This window comes from Streptomyces flaveus, assembly GCF_014647675.1.
GTDB classification, from domain to species: Bacteria; Actinomycetota; Actinomycetes; order Streptomycetales; family Streptomycetaceae; genus Streptomyces; species Streptomyces flaveus.
On record NZ_BMPQ01000004.1, the window covers coordinates 501918 to 523775 of the forward strand.

Genomic DNA, 21858 nt, shown 5'->3' on the forward strand with positions numbered 1-21858 from the left:
CGCCGGCGGTCTGTTCGGCTCGCTGCCGTCGGTGACGCTGCGCCAGGACGGCACCTGGCGTGGGAACATGGTCAGGGCCTTCGACGACCTGGTCGCCGATCTCTCGTCCGAGGCAGAAGTCGAGCCGCGCTGTACCGCAGAGGAGATGGCGCTCCACCTGGGCATCGCCCGAGCCCGGGCCCTGACGCGCAACCGGCCGCGCCGCGTCCAGGAGACCGTGGGGGATCTACCCGAGCACTGCCGCGACTTCGACTGGCATGCCTGCTCGGACATGCTGTTCCAGGACCACGACGTCCTGATGCTGTTCGACAACTCCCTCGAGGGCATCGAGGACAGCGACAGCCACGTCAACCAGGCGCTCGGCATGGTCAACCTCGCAGCTCAGGACTGGTTCGATCCCTTCGACCCGGAGCAGACCCGCAACCCCAACCGCGGCTTCCGCCAACAGTGAGTGCGGGCCAAGCAGGGCCTTGCCGCTGCCCTGAGCACGGCGGCTGACCTGTTGGAGAAGGCCGAGAGGTGAGGTCATCCGCCGTGCCGCCGGGACGACTCTTGGCGATCAGGAGCCGTTCGTTCGGGTGGTGTCGGCGTGCGACTCTTTGTGTCCAGCCGCGTACACCGAAACGTCTCCCGTGGAATCCCGCAGCGAAGGCCGGCGGAACCTGGTGCCTGTTGACTCTCCCTTCGTGGGAGACCCAAGGGTGGAGCGCATGCACGTCGGTGACAACACGTTCTGGAGTATCGGGGAGGTCGCCCGGAAGACCGGACTGTCGGTGAAGCTGATCCGGCACTGGTCGGACGCCGGGATCGTCCACCCGGCACAGCGGACTCCGGCCGGCTACCGGCTGTACGGCACCGAGGCACTGGCCCGGCTGCAACTGGCGCAGACCCTGCGCGGGCTGGGCCTGGGGCTGGCGACGATCCGGGACGTACTGGAGCGCGAGAGCACCTTGTCAGAGGTGGCCGCGACGCACATCGACGCGCTGGAGAAGCAGATCCGCACGCTGCGAACGCAGCAGGCCGTGCTGCGCTCCGTCATCCGCCGCAACACCACTGCCGAGGGGCTCACCACCATGACCGGGCTGGCGCGCATGTCCGCCGCCGAACGCCGTTCCATCATCCAGGACTTCGTCACCGACACCCTGGGGGAACTGGACGTACCCACCTACCGACGGGGCCTGCTGGCGGCCACCCCGGACCTGCCCGCCGATCCCACCGACGAGCAGGTTGACGCCTGGCTGGAACTGGGCGAACTCGTCAGGAATCCGGCTCTGCGCGCCAGTGCGCGCCGTATGGCCCACTACGCTGCCGAACACCACCCGGGCGAGCACGACGACAGCGCGTTGCGGGACGCGGAGCAGGTGACAGACGACTGGCTGCGGCGAGTGGAGACAGCGACGGCGCAGGGCATTGCCCCGGACTCGCCGGCAGCCGATCCCGTCGTCACCGCCATCGTGGCGACCTGGATCCCCACGCAGGCGGCTCCGGACGAAAAGGGGCTCGTCGACAACGCGCAGGCCAGAGCGCTACTCCTTGAGCAGCTCGAAGTCGCCTCCGACACGCATGTGGAGCGGTACTGGCAGCTGCTGTGCATCATCAACGGCTGGCCCGTGCGGCCCAGCATGGCGGCAGCCGGCCGATGGCTGACGACGGCGCTGCGGGCGCATCCTGAACCTGGTGTGCGAGCCGCGCGACTCGCCGAGTTGTACGACGTCGGGCAGGACGTGTGGGAACCGAACGGCGTGCTCCATGCCTGTGATGAAGTCCTGGACGCCGTCGGCGAACTCGTCTCCGCGGTGGAGCCGGGCCAGTTCGACCGGCCAACGGCCTGCGCAGACTGGGACGTTCACACCCTCCTCAACCACCTGGTCTGGGAGAACCTGCTGTGGGCCGGCCTGGCCAACGGAACTCCCCGTTCCGACTTCACCGCCGACCATCTCGGGGACGACCATGTCGCGGCATTCCGTACCGCATCCCAGGCCGCACGATCGGCCTTCAGGCGCCCGGGCATGCTCGAGCGGCGCTACGGGCCCGCTCCCGGGCGACGGCTCGTCGAGCAGTTGGTGATCGAGATGCTGGTCCACGGCTGGGACCTGGCCCAGGCCATCGGGCACCCCTACGACACCGCTCAGCACGTCGCTGAGACAGCCCTCCCCGTCGTACGCGAGATCTACGGCGATCTGCCCCGTACTGCCGCCGGTTCCTTCGCTCCGCCGCAGCCGGTCCCCGATGACGCCGGCCCGCTCGACCGTCTCGCCGCCTACCTGGGCCGCTCAGTCACGTGACGAACGGCCGACGCGACCACATTCCCGTGTACCCGGTTGAGTATGTTCGCGTGTACGCCGACAAAAGGAGCACAACGAGGCCACCGAGGTGAGCACCTGATCCAGGGGCCGTCCTGGACGACCCGCGCGGCGGCTACGCCCACGAGTTCAGTGCCGCCTGACGTCCGAGAGGCGGCGGGGCCGGGCAGGACGTGCCAGCCCAGGCTCCGCCGCCGTCAGCCGATCAGCTTGTGCAGCACGGGAACGCTGAGCCCGAAGGAGCCCAAGCCTGCGGCGACGGCCTTGGGCACGGACTTCTCGGAGAGGAACACGAGCCCGCCCATGATGAAGCCGATGAAGCCGGCTGCCAGGAAGACCACGGCAGCGTGCACCGACAGCAGCGGCGGCGCATCGGACGGCAGTCCCGTGCTGGGCGGGCCGGGTGGTTCCGGGCGAGCGGGTGCGGGGGATTGCGGGTCCCGAGGCACCCGAGGCATCGGGAGTCTCCTGCGAGGCGGAGGAACGTGGCACCGGTCGCAGGCCGGTGAGCGGATCGGCCGCGAAGCCGAGGACACCCCCCACATGCTGCGGGGCATCCGTGATCCACTCACTGATCGCGATGAGCGAGCGGGCCCCGCCCAGCCCCGCCGAGACGGCCGCGCACAGCAACACGACCGCCGGATACCGCAGTCCCCGCACATCACGGGGGTCGGCGACCAGGATCAGGAAACGCCGCGGGTCAGCGACATCGCTTGAGGTGGGGGAATCAGTCGGGGAGCCCAGTTGCTCCAGCGCGGAAGGGACGGGCGATGATGTTCGGGCAGGCACGGTCTCGCTCGGTTCTCATGGGTCTCGACAACCACATGATCACCGGCGCCGTGCCTGCTCTGCTCTCCGGGCCCCTTGGCGCACAACGGATATGACGTCATGTCACTCACGAGACCGACGAACCGGACCAATCCCGATCACGCAATGCCCCTGGCCGCAAGGTGTGACACGTCCCGTCAATGATCGGGTAGGAGGGCCGGAGACCCGGTCTTCCTACCCGCGGGGATCCCGCACCCGGTACTGCCCGCGACGCTCAGCCGCCCGAAGCTTCAGCATCGCGCTGAAGCCAGACATAGTTGACCGGCTGAGCCGCATTCCAGCTCTCGGCAAGGCTGGCGTCGACCGGCACGAACCCGGCCCCCCGATAGCAACGCAGAGCCGTCTCGTTGTCCGGATGCACGCGCATGAAGACGTCGGGACAGCCCGCCGCACGAGCCTGCGCGAGAAGCCCTCGCACCAGCACACGGCCGAGCCCCTTCCCGCGGATATCGGGCGCCACGATGATCCGGGCGAGCTCGACCTCGTCTTCCTCGGCGTCGAACCACAACTCTCCGTAACCGACGACCCTGTCATCGTCGACGAGGATGTGGGCTTGCACGTCGTCATCCCGCTGCCAATCACTGATCGTCTGCGTGAGCACGGGAAACTCCTGTCGCCCGCACCACATGACGACCTCCCTGGACGAAGACGGCCAGCCCGCCACCGTGACGGCGTGAGCAGCGACAAAAGGAAGAAGATCCATCTGTGTCATTCCGTCCGGGGCAATGAGCTGATCTTGCACAGGCATTGGCCAGTCGGTGACAACTGACATGCAGACCGACACTACGTGCCCCCGTCCCGATCCACCCCCGAATTTCACGCATGCTGTCGCTGCGCAGGCCCCACCGTCCCCAGTGCAACGACCGAGGCCGGCGCCTCTGAGGGGCGCCGGCCTCCGCCATGCTGAGCCCGCCCGTTCTCCGCCGACCGAGCCAATGCCCGCCCTCGTCGTCCACCGCGGATCGGAGAATCCTGGCTAGGGTGGCGTTCTGTGGCTCCGCCCAGGCGACTCCAACTGGCTCCATTTCGCGGACGGTTGGTGAAGATCAGGCGATGTGAGGTGGCTCCGGAGGGCGAGTTCATGGAAGACGCCCGGACCGCCGGCGTAGCCGACAGCGTCATCTCGTACCGCGCCAGTCTCGGTGTGCTGGAGTGGCCGCCCGTGGTCTTCGGCGACATCCGCTACCCGGGGGTGCGGGACGTCAGGACGCCGCGGCGCGGAAGACGCTGGGGCTCAGGCCCCGATGGCGTTTGAAGGCGGCGCTGAAGCCGAAGGCATCGGCGTAGCCGACAGACTTGGCGATCTGAGCGATGGCGAAGTCGGTGTCGGACAGGAGTGCCTCGGCCTCGTCCATGCGGCATTCGGTGAGGTAGGCCAGCGGCGGGCGGCCCATCACCTCGGTGAAGCGTTTGGCAAACAGCGCCCGGGAGACGCCGGATTCGGCGGCGAGCGCCGCTACCGTCCACGTCTGGGAGGGCCGGGCGTGGAAGGCTTGGAGGGCGGGGGCGAGGATCGGTTCGGCCAGGCCGCGATACCAGTCGGGGGCGTCCGGGCCTGCCTGCTCGAACCAGGTGCGCAGCGTGCACACCAGGGCCCAGTCCAGGAGTCGGTCCATCAGCGCCTGCGAGCCGGCCGAGCGCAGGGCGGCGTCGGCGGCGGCTGTCTCCAGCCAGGCGCAAACCTCGGTGTCCTCGTTGATCACCAGTACGGGTGGCAGGGCGCGCAGCAGTCGTTGATGGCGATGGCCCGATGCGCGGTAGGCGCCCACGATCAGTGCGGTCGCTCCGTCCGGATCGTTGCCCCAGCGGATGCCGCCGAGGTCCTGGGCGGTGCATGCGGCATCCTCTGTGAAGCAGGCGATTTCGTACTCGACGTGTGGGCGGTTGCAGGAGGCCGGCAGATCCGCGAGGTGAAACGGGTCGGGGCCGCGCACGATGGCCGTGTCGCCGACGCCGACCGCTTGTTCAGTGCCGTCGGGCAGCAGCAGGGTGCCGCCACCACGCAGCACGCTCACCATGGTGAGCGGGGCGCCGTCGGCGAAGCGGATGGTCCAGGGCGCTTCCAGCACGGCGTGACTGACGACCGAGCCCTCGGCCCGGATGCCACTGAGCAGAGAACTCAAAGGATCCACGGGCGCCATCGTAGACGAACTCCTATGCAGCGGAGCGTTTCTCCCATGGATCATCCAATCGATCATGGGTGTACTGGACTGCAGAACCGACCGAGACCAGCCAGGAGAGACCATGTCGCACCTCGACAGCGCAGCCAGAACCGCCCTTGTGGTCATCGCACACCACCGCACCGATTCCCTCACCGCGCACACCGCCCGCCGTACCGTTGCGCAACTTGAGACCGCCGGATACGTCGTCGACCTGCTCGACCTGCACGCCGAGGGATTCGACCCGCGGATGAACGTGGCGGACCAGCCTGACTGGGGCAACCGGGAGAAGCCGTACTCGGACGAAGTCCGGGCCCATATACAGCGCATTCTCGACGCCGATGTCGTCGTCGCCGTGTTCCCCGTGTACTGGCAGAGCATGCCCGCCCTCCTCAAGGGCTGGATCGATCGCGTGTGGAACTACGGATTCGCCTACGGCCGCAGCAAGCCTCGCCTGGCGGGCAAGCGCATGCTGTGGCTGGGCCTGGCCGGTGCCACCTCCGACGACCCCATCACGGAGGGAATGCAGGCCGTGCTGGAGACCAACTTGAGCGAGGGCATCGCCTACTACTGCGGGTTCTCCCACTCCTCCGTCGCCCTGCTCCCCGACGCCGAGGAGCGCCCTCAGCGTCTCGACGCCGAGGGCAATCTGCTGGTCGGCGACGCGGTCGCGGGAGCCGAGCGCGAGGCACAGTACACCGAGTTCGACCGCCGAGCGGGGAAGGCCGTGGAAGGGTTCCTTGCGGCGGAGCCGGTGGCGGCCTGAGGGTCACGGTAGCGGCGGCGTTGCAGGCTGGTGCCCGGTTGATGCTTGGCCTGCAACGCTTCCGAGCACACCACGGTCTGCAACACCAGTCGCTACGGCCGACGCCGAGGCACTGGCCGGGGACCGGATGCACCCACGCCTGCAGGCCCAAGGGCCGAGGCCGGACCATGCGAACTCCCCGTCATCCATGGCATCTTGATCTGCCCTTCATCAGGGCCGCCTGGTCGATGCGGTCGAAGCACCCCTCGGTGACGACTGCGAGATGGCCGGCTGAGCGTGGGTCAGCTTGGACCGTGCGGTCTCCAGTGGCGGCGAGGGGCGGGAGACCCGGAGCAGTACGGGCGCCCGTTGCTCGGGCGTTGTCGTACCGCACCTCGCGCCACTCGGTGGGCTTGATCCGTCCCAGGGTTCGCATGTGGTCGAACTCGACTCGCCTCACACCGAGACGTTCGGCGGCCTGGTCGGGCCCGAGCGGGGTGTTGGCGGCGACTGGGTCGGCCAGGTCCTCGCGCTGGCACACGGCGTCGACCTGGTCGGGGTTGAGGCCGAATCCGTGTCTTGGGCCGTCGCCTTTCACGGTCATGGTCACAGCGCGCCTTGGGAAGTAGCCCACCTGCCCCTGTCACAGCAGCGAGCTGTCCGTAACTTCAACTCGTAGATCCAGTGCCTTCACACTGCGACGGCCCCTGCCGGGCCGCGCGTCGGCGTGCTCGGCAAGCGGCGTACTGGATGGACGGCGGTCTGACCGGGGGAACACCGCCCGTGCTGTGTGGCACTCCGACTCGCCGAGATCAACGCGCGCCTGCCCCGGTCGTGGCGGTGACACCCCCTGCGTAGCTGTTGGCGGTCCGTCATTCAGGCGGCAAGGACGTCCCGGAACTCCACGGTGCGGGATCACGGCCCTGGTCCTGGATCCGGCTGCACGGCCTCGGTGATTCCGGCCCGGGCCGCTTCGAGCTGTGCGGCGAACGCGATGCCCAGGAACAGCGCCACACCGGTCAGGTTGGCCCACAGCAGCAGGGCTACGAACGCCGTCAGCGGTCCGTACACGGCGCCGAATGATCCGCTCTTGGCGACGTAGAGCGCCAGCAGCCACGTGGCCGTGATCCACAGGACCAGGTGGACCGCCGAGCCGAACGCGAGCCATGTGTAGCCCGGCTGGTCCCTGCGTGGAGCCCAGCGGAAGATCACCGCCGACGCGACCCAAGCGAATACCACGCCCAGTGGCACTTCCAGGGGCCTCCACCAGTCGAGCCGCTCCCGGGGCCAGCCGAAGGCCTCCACCACCGCGTTCCCGACTGCATCCCCCGCGACGAGCACGAGGAACCCCAGGACCATCGGCATGCCCGCTGCGAGGGCGAGGAGCAGGGACCGCCCGTACTTGGTCAGGAACGGCCGGTCGCGTTCGATGCCGTAGATGCGGTTGGCGCCTCGTTCGACCTGCCCCATCGCCGAGGCGAGGTTGAGTACGGCGAAGGCCAGTCCCAGCCACATGGCGACAGCGTTCCAGACTCCGGAACCGGCGCTGCGCGCGGTGGTGTCCAGAGCGTCCTCGACCAGACTCGCACTGGCGCCCGGCACGATCTGGCCCAGGGTGAGTTCGATGATCCGCCCCACGCTCTCCGTATGCACGGTGGTCGCCACGCCGACCAGCGCGATGGTGAACGGCACCAAGCCCAGGACCACTTGGAACGCGAGCGAACGGGAGTTGGTGAAGCCGTCGGCGTAGCGGAACCGGGCGAACGCGTCGAGGAGCAGTCGGTAGCCTCCGTAGTGCCTCAGCGCGGTGAGCGCCTCGTCTCCGGAAAGCTCGTCCCCGATCATGTCCCGCGTCTGCGGAACGTGCACAACGGTCCCCATCGAAAACGTCTCCTCCTGTCGTTCGTACGGCCAGATGAGGAACGCGATCTTGCCGCCGGGAGAACCGTACAGCCGGACGACTGCGGCGGTCGGCCGTCAGGTGGATTCAGGGCGGCTGCCGGGCCCGCTGGCGCGGTGGGACAAAGAAGTGGGCGAAAGAGTGGTGTCCTCCTCGCCGGGCTCCAGGAAGGTGCTGACGGCGCCGACGATGAGCGGGTCGGAGGTACCGACCGCCTCGGGATCCTTGCTGGTGTGGTCCATGCGCGACAACAGACTGCGCATGGTTTCCCACCGGGCGCGACGTTTGTCGTTGCTCTTGAGGACGCCGAGGTCAGAAGGGCATGCGGCCACGGGTGCGACGGCCGGCCGAGCCGCTACGGCCCACAGCGCGGGAACTCGTCCGGAACGGCTTGCTGAAAAGCCTGCCCAGGACGCCGGGCGCCTTGCCGCCGGCCCGCGCGCCGACACCGAGCGAACGCTGCGTGCCGCGTTCGGGGTGGCGGGAGAGACGCGGGACGAAGAAGGCCAGCGCGGCCAGGACCACACACACTCCAACAACTGCCGCAATGATCACGAGTCGGCTCCCTTGATCGGGCGGGAGGACACGGGTACCCCGTCACGTCCCCTCTATGTGACTGGCGCCCTGGGCGGCTTCTGCCCGCCGGTCGACGGCGGCCCGACGTGGGCAGCTCGGCAGGGCACCTCAGCCGGGTCGCCTCTCCGTCGCTTCCAGTGGTACACCGGCACGGTTCTTGACTTCCTCCCCCTCGTGAACGAGGGGGATTCCTACGGCTCGCGCCGTGGGGTTTTCTGCTTCACCGCCGACTGCCCGCCCGGAGTTCTCCGTTGAGGTCTTACACCGGCTCCACAGACAGACACCGCCAGCCCGGCGGCCAGAAGGTTCTCAGCGGCGTTCACGTCCCGGTCATGGGCCGTGCCGCAGCTGCCGCACGTCCAGGTACGGACGCCCAGCGGCATCTTCTCCCGCAAGGTGCCGCAGGCGGAGCACAGCCTGGAGGAGGGGAAGAAGCGGTCCACCGCGACCACTTCCCGCCCGTACCAGGCGGCCTTGTACTCCAGCATGCTCCGGAACTGGGCCCACGCGGCATCCGAGATGGCGCGGGCCAGGCTCCGGTTTTTGACCATGGTGCGTACGGTCAGGTCCTCGATCACGAGCGTTTGGTTTTCACGCACGAGTCGAGTGGTCAGCTTGTGCAGCACATCGCGCCTGCGGTCGGCGATCCGGGCGTGGATCTTCGCGACCTTCTGGCGGGCCTTGCGCCGGTTGGCGCCCTCGCCTTTGGTCTTGCGGGACAGCTCCCGCTGCGCCTTGGCCAGGCGCTCGCGGTCGCGGCGCTCGTGCCGGGGGTTGGCGATCTTCTCCCCGGTGGAGAGGGTCAGCAAATGGTCCAGGCCCACGTCGATGCCGACCGCCGTATCGGTGGCCGCGAGTGGCTTGACCCGCGGGTCCTCGCACAGCAGGGAGACGAACCAGCGTCCCGCGCTGTCCCGGCTCACCGTCACCGTGCTCGGCGTCGCCCCCTCGGGCAGGGGGCGGGACCAGACGATGTCCAGCGGGTCGGCCATCTTCGCCAGCGTCAGACGGCCGTCGCGGAAGCGGAACGCGGAGGAGGTGTACTCCGCGCTCGCCCGGGAGGTCTTCTTCGCCTTGAAGCGCGGGTACTTGGCGCGTTTGGCGAAGAAGTTCGCGAAGGCGTTCTGCAGGTGCCGCAGCGCCTGCTGCAGCGGGACGGAGGAGACCTCGTTGAGGTAGGCCAGTTCTTCGGTCTTCTTCCACGCGGTCAGCATCGTGGAGGTGGCGTTGTAGTTGACCCGTTCCTGCCGCGCCCACGCCTCGGTGCGGGCGGCGAGTGCCAGGTTGTAGACCTTGCGCACGCATCCGAAGGTGCGCGACAGCTCGGCTGCCTGCGCATCGGTCGGATAGAAGCGGTACTTGAACGCCCGCTTCACGTGAGTGACCATGCCTCACAAACTAGCACATCGACTTGTGACCGCCTGCTGGTGGTTGGTGATGGACGCCGATCCGCCCGAAGGGCGAATCGGCTTTCCCTGCCCTGCTCCGCAGGAGTCCGTTTCCTCCCCCGCCTGAAGGCGGGGGTATCCACGGAGGAATCCAGATGACCAGGCGAATGAAGCAGCTGACGGCCCGCGTCCAGAGGCTTCAGCCCAGGCCCATCGATTTCACCGCGATGCGCTATTAAGAGCTCGTAACGGGATCTTGTTGAAGGTGTCCTGGCCGGGCATGGCTGGTGTGGGTGTTTCGCCCACGACAGCGGATTCGACGCCCAGCTGCGTCATCAGGTTTGACTGAAGGTGCGTCGGTAGGCGCCGGGTGTGGTGCCGAGATGTGCCCGGAAGCGGCGGCGCAGGTTGACTGCCGAGGTGAGTCCGACGCGGGTGGCGATGGCTTCGACCGGCAGGTCGGTCTGTTCCAGCAAGACACGTGCCGCGTCGATGCGTTGGCCGAGCAGCCACTGTCCTGGGCTGGTGCCGAGTTGTTCGGTGAAGCGCCGGGCGAGGGTCCGGCTGGAAAGCCCGGCGCGTTCGGCGAGCCGGTCGAGGGTCAGTCGGGTGTCGAGCCGGGAGGTGGCCCACTCCAGCAGGGGTGCCAATGACTCGTCCGCCTTGGCTGGTGTGGGCTGTGCGGCGTACTGGAGTTGGCTACCCTCCCGGTGCGGCGGCAGGACCATGTTTCTGGCGATCTGGGCGGCGTATGCCGTGCCGTGGTCGGAACGGACCAGGTGCAGGCACAGGTCGATGCCCGCGCCGGTTCCGGCGCTGGTGGCCACGTCGCCGTGGTCCACGAAGAGCACGTCCTGGTCGATGTGCACCTCGGGGAAGGCGGCGGCGAGTCGGGCGGTGTCGCGCCAGTGGGTGGTGGCGCGGCGGCCGTCGAGCAGTCCGGCCTGGGCGAGGACGAAGGCTCCCGTGCAGATGGCGACGATCCTCGCCCCGCGCCGGTGGGCAGTCCGGAGCGCCGCGGTGACGGCCGGTGGTGCAGGGGCGCCGGGCGGCTGCCAGCCGGGGACGATCACGGTGTCCGCCTGCTCCAGGGCCTCCAGCCCGGCGTCGATGAGCATCGCATAGCCGGCGGTGGTCGGCATTGGGCCTGGGTGCTCGGCGCAGATCCCGAAGCTGTAGCGGGGCGGCTCGTCCTGCGGGGCGGTGCCGAAGACCTCGGTGGCGCAGGAGAGTTCGAAGTGCGACTGAGGCGGATTGAGCAGGGCCATCACCCGATGAGGATGCATGGCAAGATTGTACTCTTTGGTGTCTTTCTAGACTCTCGGCCGGATGACCCGCACAGGACACAGTGGACCCATGAGCGAAACCACCGAAACGACAGTACTGAGGACCGCAGTCCAGGTCGACGGCGAGCTGGCCAGCTACTTGACCGCAGGGCGGCAGGACGCCCCGCCCGTGCTGATGCTGCACGGAACGTACTGGAGCCGTGTCTGGCTCCCCGTACTCGACCACCTCGCCGACGCGGGGCTGCGGCCCCTCGCGGTCGACCTCCCCGGGCTGGGACGCTCAGGAGGCCAGCTCACCCCGGAAGCGGCCACGGTTCCGGCCCTCGCCGACTGGGTGACGCGATTCGTCTCTGCGCTGAACCTCTCCGGCCCCATCGCCCTGGCAGGACACGACATCGGCGGCGCCATCGCCCAGCACCTCCTTGCCCACAACCGGCTCGACGTGTCCCGGTTCGCCTTGGTCAACTCGGTCCTCTACGACTCCTGGCCCGCGCCCCACGTGGCCCAATTCCGGGACGGGGACACGGGCGAGGGCGTGCTCGCCGCCCGGCGGCAGGCGATTACGAGGGTGCTGGCCGGTGTCGCCACTGAGTCGTTGATTGCGGACTACGCGGATCCGTGGACCGATGAGCGGGTGCGCCGCTCCTGGATGGCCCTGGCGGGCGCGGCCGATAACCGCTACACCCTTGACCTCGTTCCCGCGCTGCAGCGGTCCACGACGCCCAAGCTGTTGATCTGGGGCGAAGATGACCTCCACGAGGCGGTGGAATACGCCGAACGGTTCATCTCAGAGATGCCCCGCACCACGCTCATCCGCATCCCAAATGCGGATCACATCCCCACGGAGAACGCCCCCGACCAAATTGGCCGCGCGCTCGCCGACTTCTTCACAGCGTAGAGATCTTCGAACTCGTAATGCGATCATGATTCGGCCTTCCTGAGCCGACGCCAGCAGATCAGGCTGCAGCCCAACAAAACGAAGGCGTCGTGGAGTTCGAGCCGACGTTCCCAGCGCACGGCCAGGCGCTTGAACTGGTGCAACAGGGCGAAGGACTGCTCGACGACGTATCGGAGCTTGCCCAGTCCCTTGATGTTGGGGGCGCTCTTGCGGGAGATCACCGGCTGGATCCGGCGGCGCCTCAGCTCGCGGCGCACAGCCTTGGAGTCGTACGCCTTGTCGCCCAGGACGGCATCGGGGCGACGACGAGGATGCCCCGGACGGCCGGCCACGGACGGGATGCCGTCGATGAGGGCGAGAGTCTGGGTGACGTCGTTGACGTTCGCCGCGGTCGTGATGACCTTCAGCGGGGTGCCCTTGCCGTCGCAGATCAGGTGGTGCTTGCTTCCCGTCTTCCGCCGGTCGACCGGCGACGGGCCGGTTGCAGCACCCCCCTTTGACGCGGACGTGGGAGCCGTCCACGCACGCTCTCGACCAGTCGAGTTCGCCGGCCGCGTTCAGCTCGGCGAGCAGGATGCGGTGCAGCCGTTCGAAGACACCTGCCTGTTGCCAGCGGTCCAGACGCCGCCAGCAGGTCTGCCCAGAGCCGAACCCCAACTTCAGGGGCAGGAGCTGGCACGCGATGTCGTTATGCAGGACGTACAAGATGCCCTGACGAACACCAGGTCAGACGGTGGACGTCCTGGCACCGCTGGGTCACGCTCGCGATGCTCGCCCACGCTTTCCTCGCCGCGGCCACCGCCGATGAACGCGCCCAGGAAACTGAGTGCTACGCGCTCGCCCACACCCCCGTGGCCGCCGTTTCCCTCACGTACTCGGCGAACGCCCTCGGCTCGCGCCCCAGTACGCGCCGTACGCCGTCTGTGACATCGGCGTACGCACCGCTGCGCACCGCTGCGCACCGCCCCAATTCCAGCGCCACAAACTCCGCCGGCACGCCCGCCTGGACCAGCTCGCTCTCGAAGCGTTCAGGGGTAAGCGGGATGTACCGGATGTCGCGGCCGCTCGCCCGCGCGATCTGTGTGACGGCGTCGCCAAAGCTCAATGGGTTCGGCCCGGACAGCTTATAGACCTGCCCGGCGTGAACTCCCTCGGTGAGCGCCGCAACTGCCACCTCGGCGACGTCCCGGGCATCAATGAACGGGTCCCGGGCATCAATGAACGGCTCGCGTCCATCCCCGGCCGGCAACCTCACCTCACCGTGCCGCAGCGGCTGCCGGCAACCTCACCTCACCGTGCCGCAGCGGCTCAAGAAACAGGTCCTCACTGAAGTTCTGCGAGAACCACGCAGGCCGCAGAATCGTCCACGCCGCGCTGGCCATGCCAACCGCCTCCTTGGCGGGGGCGGCCTCCGGCCACCCGCCTCCCGATTGGAACACCAGCCGCTCGGCGCCCTGCGACGCCGCCAGCTCGCTCACCTCCCGCAGGCGCGGCGCGGCGTCGTGGCTGCCCAGGTCGGGCAGGTACACCAGATAGACCGCTCTCGCCCCGCGCAGCGCGGGCTCCCACGTACTCCGGTCTTCCCAGTCGAAACGCTGCTCGCCGGAGCGTGAGGCAACGCGCACCGGCACGCCGCGTTCTCGTAGCAGCCGCACCACACGGCGGCCGATCTTCCCCGTGCCGCCCAGCACCACCGTCGGTTTGTGAGACCTCGATTCCCTCATACGGAGAGTCAAACCGCCGCCGCGGCCGGCGATCAAACGGTTTCCGGGACGGTCGCCGGACCCCCACCGATGCTGCCACTACCAGAGGAGGACCAGATCAGGACACGAAACGTCACCGGAGTACTAGGGCGTGAGTCGGGCCGTCAGGCCATCGAGGACCCGGTCGAGCCCGTACGCGAAGTTGTCATCGCGGATCCGCTGCGGGTGCACGTCCTGCTGGGCGGAGCTTCCCGCACGCAGCCGCGGGTGCTCCCGCGTGGCCTCGTCGAAGGCCGGTCGCAGGCCCGCCACCCACTCCTGCTCGGTCTTGCCGCTGCGGGCGATCAGTGAGAGGTACGCGGCCTCGGCGGTTGCGATCCCGATGACGTAGGCCATGAGTGTGCCCATGGCCTGGTCCATCTCGTCCGCGGGGAAGCCCGCCGCCTCGAACTGCGCGAGCAGCGCCGACGACATCCGCATGGCGTTTGGGCCGATGTGGACGAGGCCGACCTGGCCCAGTTCGGGGGCGATCCATGGGTGGCGCAGAGTCATCGCCCGCAGTTCGGTGGCGGTGCGGGTGACTGCCGCGCGCCACCGGGTCCCATCGACGGCGGTCGGTACGTCCGGTTCGCCGTAGACGTCGTCCACGACCAGCTCGATCAGTTCGTCCTTGCTGGCCACGTGCCGGTACAGGGAGGTGGCCGCCGTGCCTAGGCGGGTGCCGAGCTTGCGCATGCTGAGCTCCTCGACGCCCTCCGCGTCCAGCAGGCGGATCGCTTCGGCGACGATCTGCTCGCGGGTCAGGTGTTCCCGCTGCCGGGGGCGCGGCCGGGTCCACACCGAGGCGGTCGGCTTCTCGTCGGCTGGCATGCGGCCCTCGTCTCTGCTCGTCCCACGTTCATCGTCCCCACCACGTTAGCGCACGCTGTACGCATCTTGCGTACAGCGTTACATCATGCGTACAGTGTTCGCATCGAAAGAACGCCGTACGCACCAGATAGGGGCTGATATGTCGAAGAACGTGAGCTGGGACGTGCAGGGCAACTGGGGGACCAGGGACTCGGCGGGCAAGAAGCTGGACCTCGTCCACTGGCAGAACCGCCTCGACGCACTGCGCGCTGAGCACCACGTCCCGGCCGCGTCCCTCGCGGTCCTCGTGGACGGGACCGTCCACGAGCTGGCCAGCGGCGTGCTCCACCGCGGCACGGGCGTCACGGCGACGACCGACTCGGTCTACCAGATGGGCTCGATCGCCAAGGTCTACACCGCCACCCTGATCATGCGGCTCGTCGACTCCGGCCGACTGGACCTGGACGCGCCGGTCGTGGACGTACTGCCGGAGTTCTCGGTCGCCGACCCCGAGGCGACCAGGGCGATCACCACACGCCAACTGCTCAGCCACACAAGCGGTCTCACCTGCGACTTCACCTACGACAGCGGGCGCGGCGACGACTGCCTCGCCAAGTACGTCGAGGCCGCGAAGGACGTGGCGCTCGACTGCCCGCCCGGCGCCGCCATTTCGTACAGCAGCGTCGGGTACAACGTGCTCGGCCGGATCGTCGAGGTGGTGACTGGCCAGGTCTGGGACGAGGCCCTCAAAGACCTGCTCCTCACCCCGCTCGGCGTCACGCACACGATGACGCTTCCCGAGGAGGCGCTGCGGTTCCGTGCGGCGATGGGGCACCTGGGCGAGGCGGGCCAGGACCCGGAACCGGCACCATCCTGGGACCTGATGCCGCGCTCGGCGGGCCCCTACGGCAGGGTCATCGCCACGGCCGGGGACGTCGCGCGGCTCGCGCAGATGCACCTCAACGGCGGTGTGGCGCAGGACGGCACGCGCGTGCTCTCCGAGGAGACGGTCGCGCTGATGCAGCAGCGTGTGGTCGACTCCCCCGACAAGTGGACCGTCAGCGCGGACGGTTGGGGCCTGGGCTGGACCCTGTACGACTGGAACGGCGTCCAGGGATACGGGCACGACGGCGCCTCGATCGGGCAGTACGGCTATCTGCGCGTGGTGCCCTCGGCGGGCGTCGCGGTCGCGCTGCTCACCAACGGCGGCGGTGCGCGTGAACTGTACGCGGCGCTCTACCGGGAACTCCTCGCCGAGTTGGCCGGGGTGACGATGCCGGAGCCCTTCGCCCCGCCGGCCCAGCCGCCCGTGGTCGACTTCGCGCCGTTCGTCGGCACGTACCGGCGCGAGGGCGTGGTCATCACCGTGACCGAGCGGGACGGTGCGGGCCACGCGGTGTACGAGTTCGTCGACGGTATGAAGGACTTCTCCGAGCCCCTGGAAATAGACCTGGTACCGGTGACGGAGACGGTCTTCGCGGGTACCGGGGTGGGCGCGGCGTTCAGCGAGGACTACATGCCCGTGGTCTTCTCCACGCTGGAGGACGGCACGGCCTGCGTCTACATCGGCATGCGCTGCGGCCCCAAGGTCGCCTAGCTTGATCTTTAATAGTGCAACCGCATGCGGGGGTCGTTGCCTCGGCGTTGGTAGTGGCAGCGGCGGGCTCGGGCTTGGCTGCGGCGTCGGAAGTGTGACCAGTGCAGACGATGTTCGTTGGCATGGTAGCGGGGTGTGGTGACGACATGGCCGATCAGGCGGCGGATCTCCTGGGCGCTGAGGGGTATGAGCTCTCGATCAATGTCTTCGCCGCCCCTTTTGCGGCTTCTGCGGCCCGGATGGCGGTCAGGTAGGCAAGGGCGGCCATCGAGAGGGTGACGTGCCGGTACCAGGCCCGGTAGAGGGGCACCGACGAAACTGTCGTGCGGCGTCGGCGAGTTGGCGGTCGAGATGCCCAGCTCACCGACCCGGTCGACCCCATACGGCGGGAAGCGATCTACAACAGCGCGGGATCCAGCCTGACCGGAGGGGCAGAACGGTCCAGGTCGCAGAGTTCCGTCGGTGCCCCAGTGTGCAGACGCGCTTGTCCTTGATCCTCGCCCGCAGGCGGTCCATCAGGGCCGTGTGATCGATCTCGTCGAAGCACGCCTTGATGTCTGCCTCCAGGACCCAGTGGAACTTGTTGGCCCCGGAAGACAGGTGGTGGTTCTCGGCAATCGCGTCGTGTGCCCGCCGGTTGGGGCGGAACCCGTACGAGCACGGCATGAAGTCCGCCTCGAAGATGGGTTCGAGCACTGCTTTGAGGCTGGCCTGGACCACCCGGTCGGCGACCGTGGGAATCCCCAGCGCGCGGAGCTTGCCGCTCGCTTTCGGGATCATCACCTGCCGCACTTCGACTGGCTCGAACGCACCCGCCTTCAGCGCGTCCCTGATGTGCTCCAGGAACGCCTCGACCCCGATCCAGGTCTCGATCATGGTCACCGTGGCCCGGTCGATTCCTGGAGTCCTCGCCCCGGTGTTGGTGGCCACGCGTTCCCACGCGTGCACCAAAAACGCCGGGTCGTAGACGAGGTTGAACAGGTCACCGAACCTTCGGGAGTCGTCTTCTCCCGCCCATCGGTGCAATTTGATCTGCATCTCCCGTACTGCGAAATGAGCCGAGTCAGGACCCGGCCACCGCACGGCGCCGGTATTCACCGGCGCTTCTTCGGGCATTGCGCTCCTCTCCTTGCTTGGCACGCTGCCGCCCTTCCCCCTGCTCTCCCCGGCTCCGAGTACTACGACGGCTCCGCCCCACTCGCGCCCATCGGCAGGCATCGCGCCTATCCCCGCTGTCCGGCCTGGCTGACCGGGTCACGGGGAACGGACACGAGCGGTTCCCACGTTCACTGCTGTTCGGTTGACGGGTTAGGCACCCGGCTCTGCCCCTGCGGCCTCGCCACGACTACGCCGTAGACCTTCGTCGTGGCCTCCCGGCCCAAACTGTCAATACCGGACCGGGAGTTCACCGCCCTTCCGGGCGGTTGTGCACCGCTGACCAGCCCATATCCACCGGATTGGAGCTGGCAAGAACTCAAGAGGCGTAATGACGCCGGTTCCTCGCGTATACCTTCCCGTCTCGCTCACCGGGCCCGACCCATCCGGCAGTGCTGGGCCGACCCGACTTTGTCGAGGCTGCTCTCGCCCTCCCCGGCGATCCCCGGTTCAGGCTGCCCCCAGCTTCACCTCGCCGCTACGACGGCGAAGCGACGGTGGTCTTCCACCTCCGTCCGAAACAACAGTGCCTCGTGGCGTACTGACACGGTTCTCACCGGCACCCCTGGTCGGGCACCGGGTTTAACGGAACCCAGCGCGGTTCACCTCCGCTCGAGCGGAGGTGAACCGGAAGAGAGTCAGGTTCAGATGGCGGGTGGTTTGTGCTCTCCGCACGAGCGGAGGTGGACCAGTGTCGGCGTACACACGGACTTCCTCAGCTGCGTACGGATGAATGAGGCCAGATAGTGCTGTGTGGGTCAGGTTTCGCCCAGCGTTGCTGCCTGTCCCTGGAGTGCCTGTATCAGCGTCCTGACCTGGGCGTGGTTGCGGCGGAGGATCGTGGCAACGCCGATGTGCCGGGTCGGAGTCGGCGGCGCGATTGGGACAGTGCGTAGGCCTGCTACCTGCGGGGTCTGCGCGATGGAGGGGATCAGCGAGATTCCCATGCCCGCAGCGACGAGCGAGCGGGCGAAGAAGTAGTCCGATGTCGTGCCGCGCACTTCCGGGTCGAAGCCGGCACGTTCGGCGTAGCGACGCAGGTACGTCTCGGTCTTGAGGCAGCCGAGTACCCAGGGCTCGGCGGCCAACTCGGCGATGTCGAGTGTCTCGCGGCCGGCCAGGGGATGGGCGTCGGGCAGGACGACATGCAGGGGGTCTTCCATGAGTGCAGTCCACGCCAGGCTGGAGTTCGGGCCTGGCCGACCGGGCAGCGGGCCGTCGAAGTGGTAGGCGAGGGCGAGGTCTACGGCGCCCTGGCGGACCAGTGGCAGGCTGTCTTCGGGCTCGCTTTCCCTGACGTGGACCACAGTCTCGGGATGGGCGGTGGCGAGGCGGGCGAGTGCGCCGGGTAGCAGGAGCCTGCCGCCGCTGGTGAAGGTGGCGATGGTTAGCTGAGTGCGGCCGCTGCCGAGCCGGTCGACCTGCTGTCTGGCGTATTCGAGCTCCGCGGCGACCGACTCGGCGGCCCCGACCATGATCCGGCCGGCCGGGGTGAGCGTGACTCCGCGTGTGCTACGCACCACGACCTGGGCGCCGAGGCTGCGCTCCAATGCAGCGACGTGCTGGGACACGGCTGACGGGGTGAGGTGGAGGGCTGCCGCGGCCTGGTTGAAGCTGCCGAGCTCCGCCACCGCTCGCAGGACACGCAACCGCTGCACATCGATCAACAGTATTCCTTAATACGCTTCCAGTAAGCAGGCACTTCTGCTGATGACGGTAGATGTCCAGGATGGGGGCATGCAAAAGATCTGCGTCATCGGCGGAAGCCGGTACTTCGGCAAGCTCCTGGTCCAGCGCCTACAGGCCACCGGCCACCAGGTCACAGTGATCAATCGCGGCTCCACCCCGCCGCCTGCCGGGGTCGAGCACCTCGTCGTCGACCGCAACGACGAAGCCGCCCTGACCGCTGCACTCGGCTCGCGCACCTTCGACGTGGTCGTCGACCAGGTCTGCTATACCCCCGTGCAGGCCGTGATCGCGGCCCGCGCCTTCAGCGGCCGCACACGGCGCTACGTCATGACCTCCACTATCGAGGTCTACGACCCGGCGACCGTCGCACTGCCGGCCGTCCCCCCCGGCACACCGCTACCGGAGGAGGTCGTGGACCCGTCCACGTGGCTGGTGGCCATGGACCTGCCGTGGCACGACGCGGCGTACCTGGAGGCGCACTACGCCGAAGGTAAGCGCCAGGCGGAGGCCGTCTTCGCTCAGCATCACGGGTTCGCTTTCGCCGCCGTGCGCAGCGCCCACGTGCTCGGTGGCGGCGCGGCGGAGTTCACCGGCCGACTGGCGTACTACGTCGAGCACGTCGCCCAGGGCACGCAGATCACCGTGCACGCCGAGTCGCTGCCCACGGTCTTCATCCACTACGAGGAGCTGGCGGATCTGCTGCTGTGGGCGGCCACGCTCACCGACGTCACCGGCCCGATCAACGCCTGCTCCGACGGTCCACTCGACGTTTACGACCTGAGTGCTGTCATCGCCGCACAGGTCGGCAGGAAGGCCGTGTACCGGAGCGCCCCCGCGGGCGAGCCGGCCTCGCCGTTCTCCTTCGACCGCCACTACGCCATGAGCAATGCCCGCGCGAAAAGGCTGGGTTTCTCCTTCTCTCACACCACCGACTGGCTCCCCGGTGCCGTCGCCGAAGCCCTCGACGCATCCGCCGCCCCCACCGCCTGAGGAACAGACACACCATGCAGTACCGCACTATCGCAAACACCACCGTCAGCGCCATCGGCCTGGGCGCCATGCCGCTGTCCATCGAGCACCGCCCGGACGAACAGCGGGCCATCGCCACCATCCACGCCGCCCTGGACGCCGGGGTCACGCTCATCGACACCGCCGACAGCTACCACTGGCACACCGGCGAAGACGGCCACAACGAACTCCTCATCGCTCGCGCCCTGGCCCGCTACGGCGGCGACACCTCCCACCTCCTCGTCGCCACCAAGGGCGGCCGCGGCCGCCCCGGCGACGGCAGCTGGACCGTCACCGCCACCCCCGCCCATCTCAAGCGCGCCGCCGAAGCTTCCCTGAAGCGTCTGGGCGTCGAGGCCATAGGCCTGTATCAGCTGCACAAGCCGGACCCGGCCGTGCCCTGGGCGGAGTCCGTGGGCGCGCTGCGCGAGCTGCTCGACACCGGCACCATCCGCGCCGCCGGGATCTCCAACGTCACCACTGGCCAGATCCGCGAGGCGCACGCGATCCTCGGCGACGGCCTCGTCTCCGTACAGAACCAGTACTCCCCTGCAGTCCGCGACAGCGAGCCCGAGCTGCTGCTGAGTACGCAGCTCGGGCTGGCCTTCCTGCCCTGGAGCCCACTGGGCGGCATCTCCCGAAGCTCCCTCGACGGACCCTCCGGCCCGACCGCTGCGAGCACCGCCTTCCACCGCATCGCGGCCGAGCACGGCGTCAGCCCGCAGCAGATCGCCCTGGCCTGGCTGCTGACCCGCTCCCCGGCGGTGATCCCGGTGCCGGGCGCCAGCCGCCCGGCATCGATCCAGGACTCTGCCAAGGCGGCCGAGCTTGAGCTGAGCGAGGCGGAGCAGACGCAGTTGGATGACGCACTGCCCAGCTGAGTCGGCGCCGCTTGTCGGCCGGTTGACGGACGAACGCGACGCTCGACGACCAGGTGAGCACCGTCGAGCGCCAGGGCGGCCGCGTGGCTGGCACCTGTTAGCTCCGCTTCCGGGATGTGACCAACGCGGCCCTGACACCTGGGGACGTTCATCCGTACGCAGCTGGGGAGGCGAACGCGTACGCCGACAACCAGCCTTGATCTCGTCCCAGTACAGGACGATCAGGTGCTCTCCGCGCGAGCGGAGGTGGACCGTTCAGGTAGCGCGCGACGGTTTCCCCGTCGGCGTGCTCTCCGTGCGAGCGGAGGGGGACCGAGGATCACAACGCGGACGCCGCTGGCGCGAGCGCGCCGGAGCGCATCCTGACAGTCGCCCTTCGGGGCCAACGAGAATCGCAACTCCCAGCTGACCGACGTTCTACCGAACGTCCGCCGCGTGGCGGTCGCCTTCCGGGGCGCCCGAGGATCGCATCTCGCCGGAGGTCGATGTCTGCGAGCAACTCTCACTTACTGAGCCACATGGCGGTGGCACGATGGATGAACAGGTAATTAGCGAATGGGAGTTGGGGGCATCCGTTGCGGGGTGACAGGCGGCAGATTCAGACGGCGGTGCTGGGTGGTGCGGACTCGGAGGAGCCGCTGATGCTGCCGCTGGAGGCGATCGAGCTGGACGCCTTCCGCCGCTGTCACGAGCACGACACGTTCTGGTGCGGGCTGCTGCTGGGAGGCTGCGGCCTTCAGCTGACCACCAAGCTGTACACCGACCGGGTCTGTTCCCTGTCAAGTTCTGTGTGTTGAACTGCGGACGCGTGCAGTGCCAGATAGCCGGACGGCGGGGGAGAGCCAGATGTCTTCGTTCGTGTAGGTGACGAGCTGGGCCAGGTGTGGTGAGGC

At 68.4% G+C, this 21858-nt stretch carries 21 protein-coding genes and 4 pseudogenes; 8 read left to right on the plus strand and 17 right to left on the minus strand.

The window, feature by feature from the left end; genetic code table 11:
- The first annotated feature begins 31 nt into the window (after positions 1-31).
- On the plus strand, positions 32-451 hold the full coding sequence (locus tag IEZ21_RS47480) for a hypothetical protein (protein ID WP_246567592.1): 420 nt from the start codon (positions 32-34) through the stop codon (positions 449-451).
- 259 nt (positions 452-710) lie between these two features.
- The gene (locus IEZ21_RS11710) at positions 711-2285 is read left to right on the plus strand and encodes a TIGR03086 family metal-binding protein (protein ID WP_189321786.1); all 1575 of its coding nucleotides are present in this window, start codon (positions 711-713) and stop codon (positions 2283-2285) included.
- 215 nt (positions 2286-2500) lie between these two features.
- Here the strand turns inward: IEZ21_RS11710 and IEZ21_RS11715 are convergent, their stop codons facing one another.
- The 3 genes from IEZ21_RS11715 to IEZ21_RS11730 form a co-directional block, all read right to left on the minus strand.
- A complete protein-coding gene (locus IEZ21_RS11715; RefSeq protein WP_246567594.1) occupies positions 2501-2761 on the minus strand; it encodes a hypothetical protein in 261 nt (86 codons plus the stop codon).
- A 584-nt stretch (positions 2762-3345) separates the two neighbouring features.
- Positions 3346-3903, minus strand: a complete 558-nt coding sequence (locus tag IEZ21_RS11725) for a GNAT family N-acetyltransferase (RefSeq protein WP_213089287.1) — start codon at positions 3901-3903, stop codon at positions 3346-3348.
- Positions 3904-4333: 430 nt separating this feature from the next.
- Positions 4334-5263, minus strand: coding sequence for an AraC family transcriptional regulator (locus IEZ21_RS11730; RefSeq protein WP_444544975.1), 930 nt, complete (start codon positions 5261-5263; stop codon positions 4334-4336).
- A gap of 112 nt (positions 5264-5375) precedes the next feature.
- On the opposite strand from IEZ21_RS11730, the gene IEZ21_RS11735 reads away from it, so the two are divergent.
- The gene (locus IEZ21_RS11735) at positions 5376-6056 is read left to right on the plus strand and encodes an NAD(P)H oxidoreductase (RefSeq protein WP_189321788.1); all 681 of its coding nucleotides are present in this window, start codon (positions 5376-5378) and stop codon (positions 6054-6056) included.
- Between the two features lie 181 nt (positions 6057-6237).
- Here IEZ21_RS11735 and IEZ21_RS11740 read toward each other — a convergent pair whose 3' ends face one another.
- From IEZ21_RS11740 to IEZ21_RS11765, 6 genes and pseudogenes are all read right to left on the minus strand, one after another.
- A complete protein-coding gene (locus IEZ21_RS11740; RefSeq protein WP_189321789.1) occupies positions 6238-6639 on the minus strand; it encodes a hypothetical protein in 402 nt (133 codons plus the stop codon).
- Between the two features lie 311 nt (positions 6640-6950).
- Positions 6951-7916 (minus strand): YihY/virulence factor BrkB family protein, encoded by a 966-nt coding sequence (locus IEZ21_RS11745; protein ID WP_189321790.1) that lies wholly within the window; start codon positions 7914-7916, stop codon positions 6951-6953.
- Between the two features lie 96 nt (positions 7917-8012).
- A pseudogene (locus IEZ21_RS11750) lies at positions 8013-8240 on the minus strand (polyphosphate kinase 2); the annotation flags it as partial.
- Between the two features lie 7 nt (positions 8241-8247).
- Positions 8248-8490 carry a DUF6411 family protein gene (locus IEZ21_RS11755; RefSeq protein ID WP_189321791.1) on the minus strand — a complete coding sequence of 81 codons (243 nt, stop codon included), beginning with the start codon at positions 8488-8490 and terminating at the stop codon, positions 8248-8250.
- Between the two features lie 212 nt (positions 8491-8702).
- Positions 8703-9899 carry an RNA-guided endonuclease InsQ/TnpB family protein gene (locus IEZ21_RS11760; protein WP_189321792.1) on the minus strand — a complete coding sequence of 399 codons (1197 nt, stop codon included), beginning with the start codon at positions 9897-9899 and terminating at the stop codon, positions 8703-8705.
- A gap of 335 nt (positions 9900-10234) precedes the next feature.
- Entirely contained in the window at positions 10235-11185 is a 951-nt protein-coding gene (locus tag IEZ21_RS11765) for a GlxA family transcriptional regulator (protein ID WP_189321793.1), read from the minus strand.
- A gap of 70 nt (positions 11186-11255) precedes the next feature.
- Between IEZ21_RS11765 and IEZ21_RS11770 the strand changes: the two genes are divergently transcribed.
- On the plus strand, positions 11256-12083 hold the full coding sequence (locus tag IEZ21_RS11770; protein ID WP_189321794.1) for an alpha/beta fold hydrolase: 828 nt from the start codon (positions 11256-11258) through the stop codon (positions 12081-12083).
- A gap of 23 nt (positions 12084-12106) precedes the next feature.
- On the opposite strand, the pseudogene IEZ21_RS47485 reads toward IEZ21_RS11770, so the two are convergent.
- The 5 genes and pseudogenes from IEZ21_RS47485 to IEZ21_RS11785 form a co-directional block, all read right to left on the minus strand.
- A pseudogene (locus IEZ21_RS47485) lies at positions 12107-12574 on the minus strand (IS5 family transposase); the annotation flags it as partial.
- A 148-nt stretch (positions 12575-12722) separates the two neighbouring features.
- Positions 12723-12788, minus strand: a pseudogene (locus IEZ21_RS48780) (hypothetical protein); the annotation flags it as partial.
- Between the two features lie 124 nt (positions 12789-12912).
- The gene (locus tag IEZ21_RS47490; protein WP_246567596.1) at positions 12913-13332 is read right to left on the minus strand and encodes a Rossmann-fold NAD(P)-binding domain-containing protein; all 420 of its coding nucleotides are present in this window, start codon (positions 13330-13332) and stop codon (positions 12913-12915) included.
- Between the two features lie 7 nt (positions 13333-13339).
- Positions 13340-13777: a Rossmann-fold NAD(P)-binding domain-containing protein gene (locus IEZ21_RS47495; RefSeq protein ID WP_246567598.1), complete on the minus strand. Its 438-nt coding sequence runs from the start codon at positions 13775-13777 to the stop codon at positions 13340-13342.
- A 153-nt stretch (positions 13778-13930) separates the two neighbouring features.
- A complete protein-coding gene (locus tag IEZ21_RS11785; protein ID WP_189321796.1) occupies positions 13931-14656 on the minus strand; it encodes a TetR/AcrR family transcriptional regulator in 726 nt (241 codons plus the stop codon).
- Between the two features lie 139 nt (positions 14657-14795).
- Between IEZ21_RS11785 and IEZ21_RS11790 the strand changes: the two genes are divergently transcribed.
- Complete coding sequence (locus IEZ21_RS11790; RefSeq protein WP_189321797.1) at positions 14796-16232, plus strand: serine hydrolase domain-containing protein; 1437 nt, start codon at positions 14796-14798, stop codon at positions 16230-16232.
- Positions 16233-16386: 154 nt separating this feature from the next.
- Here the strand turns inward: IEZ21_RS11790 and IEZ21_RS49095 are convergent.
- The 3 genes and pseudogenes from IEZ21_RS49095 to IEZ21_RS11800 all read right to left on the minus strand — a co-directional run.
- Positions 16387-16542: pseudogene (locus tag IEZ21_RS49095) on the minus strand (IS701 family transposase); the annotation flags it as partial.
- A gap of 50 nt (positions 16543-16592) precedes the next feature.
- Entirely contained in the window at positions 16593-17270 is a 678-nt protein-coding gene (locus IEZ21_RS11795) for a reverse transcriptase domain-containing protein (protein WP_308429627.1), read from the minus strand.
- Positions 17271-18145: 875 nt separating this feature from the next.
- A complete protein-coding gene (locus IEZ21_RS11800; RefSeq protein ID WP_033329585.1) occupies positions 18146-19054 on the minus strand; it encodes a LysR family transcriptional regulator in 909 nt (302 codons plus the stop codon).
- Between the two features lie 70 nt (positions 19055-19124).
- On the opposite strand from IEZ21_RS11800, the gene IEZ21_RS11805 reads away from it, so the two are divergent.
- The 3 genes from IEZ21_RS11805 (at position 19125) to IEZ21_RS11815 (ending at position 21762) form a co-directional block, all read left to right on the plus strand.
- On the plus strand, positions 19125-20066 hold the full coding sequence (locus tag IEZ21_RS11805) for an NAD-dependent epimerase/dehydratase family protein (RefSeq protein ID WP_189321799.1): 942 nt from the start codon (positions 19125-19127) through the stop codon (positions 20064-20066).
- Between the two features lie 14 nt (positions 20067-20080).
- The gene (locus tag IEZ21_RS11810) at positions 20081-20965 is read left to right on the plus strand and encodes an aldo/keto reductase (protein WP_189321800.1); all 885 of its coding nucleotides are present in this window, start codon (positions 20081-20083) and stop codon (positions 20963-20965) included.
- A gap of 641 nt (positions 20966-21606) precedes the next feature.
- Positions 21607-21762: a hypothetical protein gene (locus IEZ21_RS11815; RefSeq protein ID WP_246567600.1), complete on the plus strand. Its 156-nt coding sequence runs from the start codon at positions 21607-21609 to the stop codon at positions 21760-21762.
- The last annotated feature ends 96 nt before the right edge of the window (positions 21763-21858 follow it).

What these genes read in the sequence shown, in the direction of transcription:
- IEZ21_RS11710 (WP_189321786.1), top strand. Translation starts at nt 711, where the DNA reads ATGCACGTCGGTGACAACACGTTCTGGAGTATCGGGGAGGTCGCCCGG.
- IEZ21_RS11715 (WP_246567594.1), bottom strand. Translation starts at nt 2,761, where the DNA reads ATGCCTCGGGTGCCTCGGGACCCGCAATCCCCCGCACCCGCTCGCCCG.
- IEZ21_RS11725 (WP_213089287.1), bottom strand. Translation starts at nt 3,903, where the DNA reads ATGTCAGTTGTCACCGACTGGCCAATGCCTGTGCAAGATCAGCTCATT.
- IEZ21_RS11735 (WP_189321788.1), top strand. Translation starts at nt 5,376, where the DNA reads ATGTCGCACCTCGACAGCGCAGCCAGAACCGCCCTTGTGGTCATCGCA.
- IEZ21_RS11740 (WP_189321789.1), bottom strand. Translation starts at nt 6,639, where the DNA reads ATGACCGTGAAAGGCGACGGCCCAAGACACGGATTCGGCCTCAACCCC.
- IEZ21_RS11745 (WP_189321790.1), bottom strand. Translation starts at nt 7,916, where the DNA reads ATGGGGACCGTTGTGCACGTTCCGCAGACGCGGGACATGATCGGGGAC.
- IEZ21_RS11760 (WP_189321792.1), bottom strand. Translation starts at nt 9,899, where the DNA reads ATGGTCACTCACGTGAAGCGGGCGTTCAAGTACCGCTTCTATCCGACC.
- IEZ21_RS11765 (WP_189321793.1), bottom strand. Translation starts at nt 11,185, where the DNA reads ATGCATCCTCATCGGGTGATGGCCCTGCTCAATCCGCCTCAGTCGCAC.
- IEZ21_RS11770 (WP_189321794.1), top strand. Translation starts at nt 11,256, where the DNA reads ATGAGCGAAACCACCGAAACGACAGTACTGAGGACCGCAGTCCAGGTC.
- IEZ21_RS11785 (WP_189321796.1), bottom strand. Translation starts at nt 14,656, where the DNA reads ATGCCAGCCGACGAGAAGCCGACCGCCTCGGTGTGGACCCGGCCGCGC.
- IEZ21_RS11790 (WP_189321797.1), top strand. Translation starts at nt 14,796, where the DNA reads ATGTCGAAGAACGTGAGCTGGGACGTGCAGGGCAACTGGGGGACCAGG.
- IEZ21_RS11795 (WP_308429627.1), bottom strand. Translation starts at nt 17,270, where the DNA reads ATGCAGATCAAATTGCACCGATGGGCGGGAGAAGACGACTCCCGAAGG.
- IEZ21_RS11805 (WP_189321799.1), top strand. Translation starts at nt 19,125, where the DNA reads ATGCAAAAGATCTGCGTCATCGGCGGAAGCCGGTACTTCGGCAAGCTC.
- IEZ21_RS11810 (WP_189321800.1), top strand. Translation starts at nt 20,081, where the DNA reads ATGCAGTACCGCACTATCGCAAACACCACCGTCAGCGCCATCGGCCTG.
- IEZ21_RS11815 (WP_246567600.1), top strand. Translation starts at nt 21,607, where the DNA reads ATGCTGCCGCTGGAGGCGATCGAGCTGGACGCCTTCCGCCGCTGTCAC.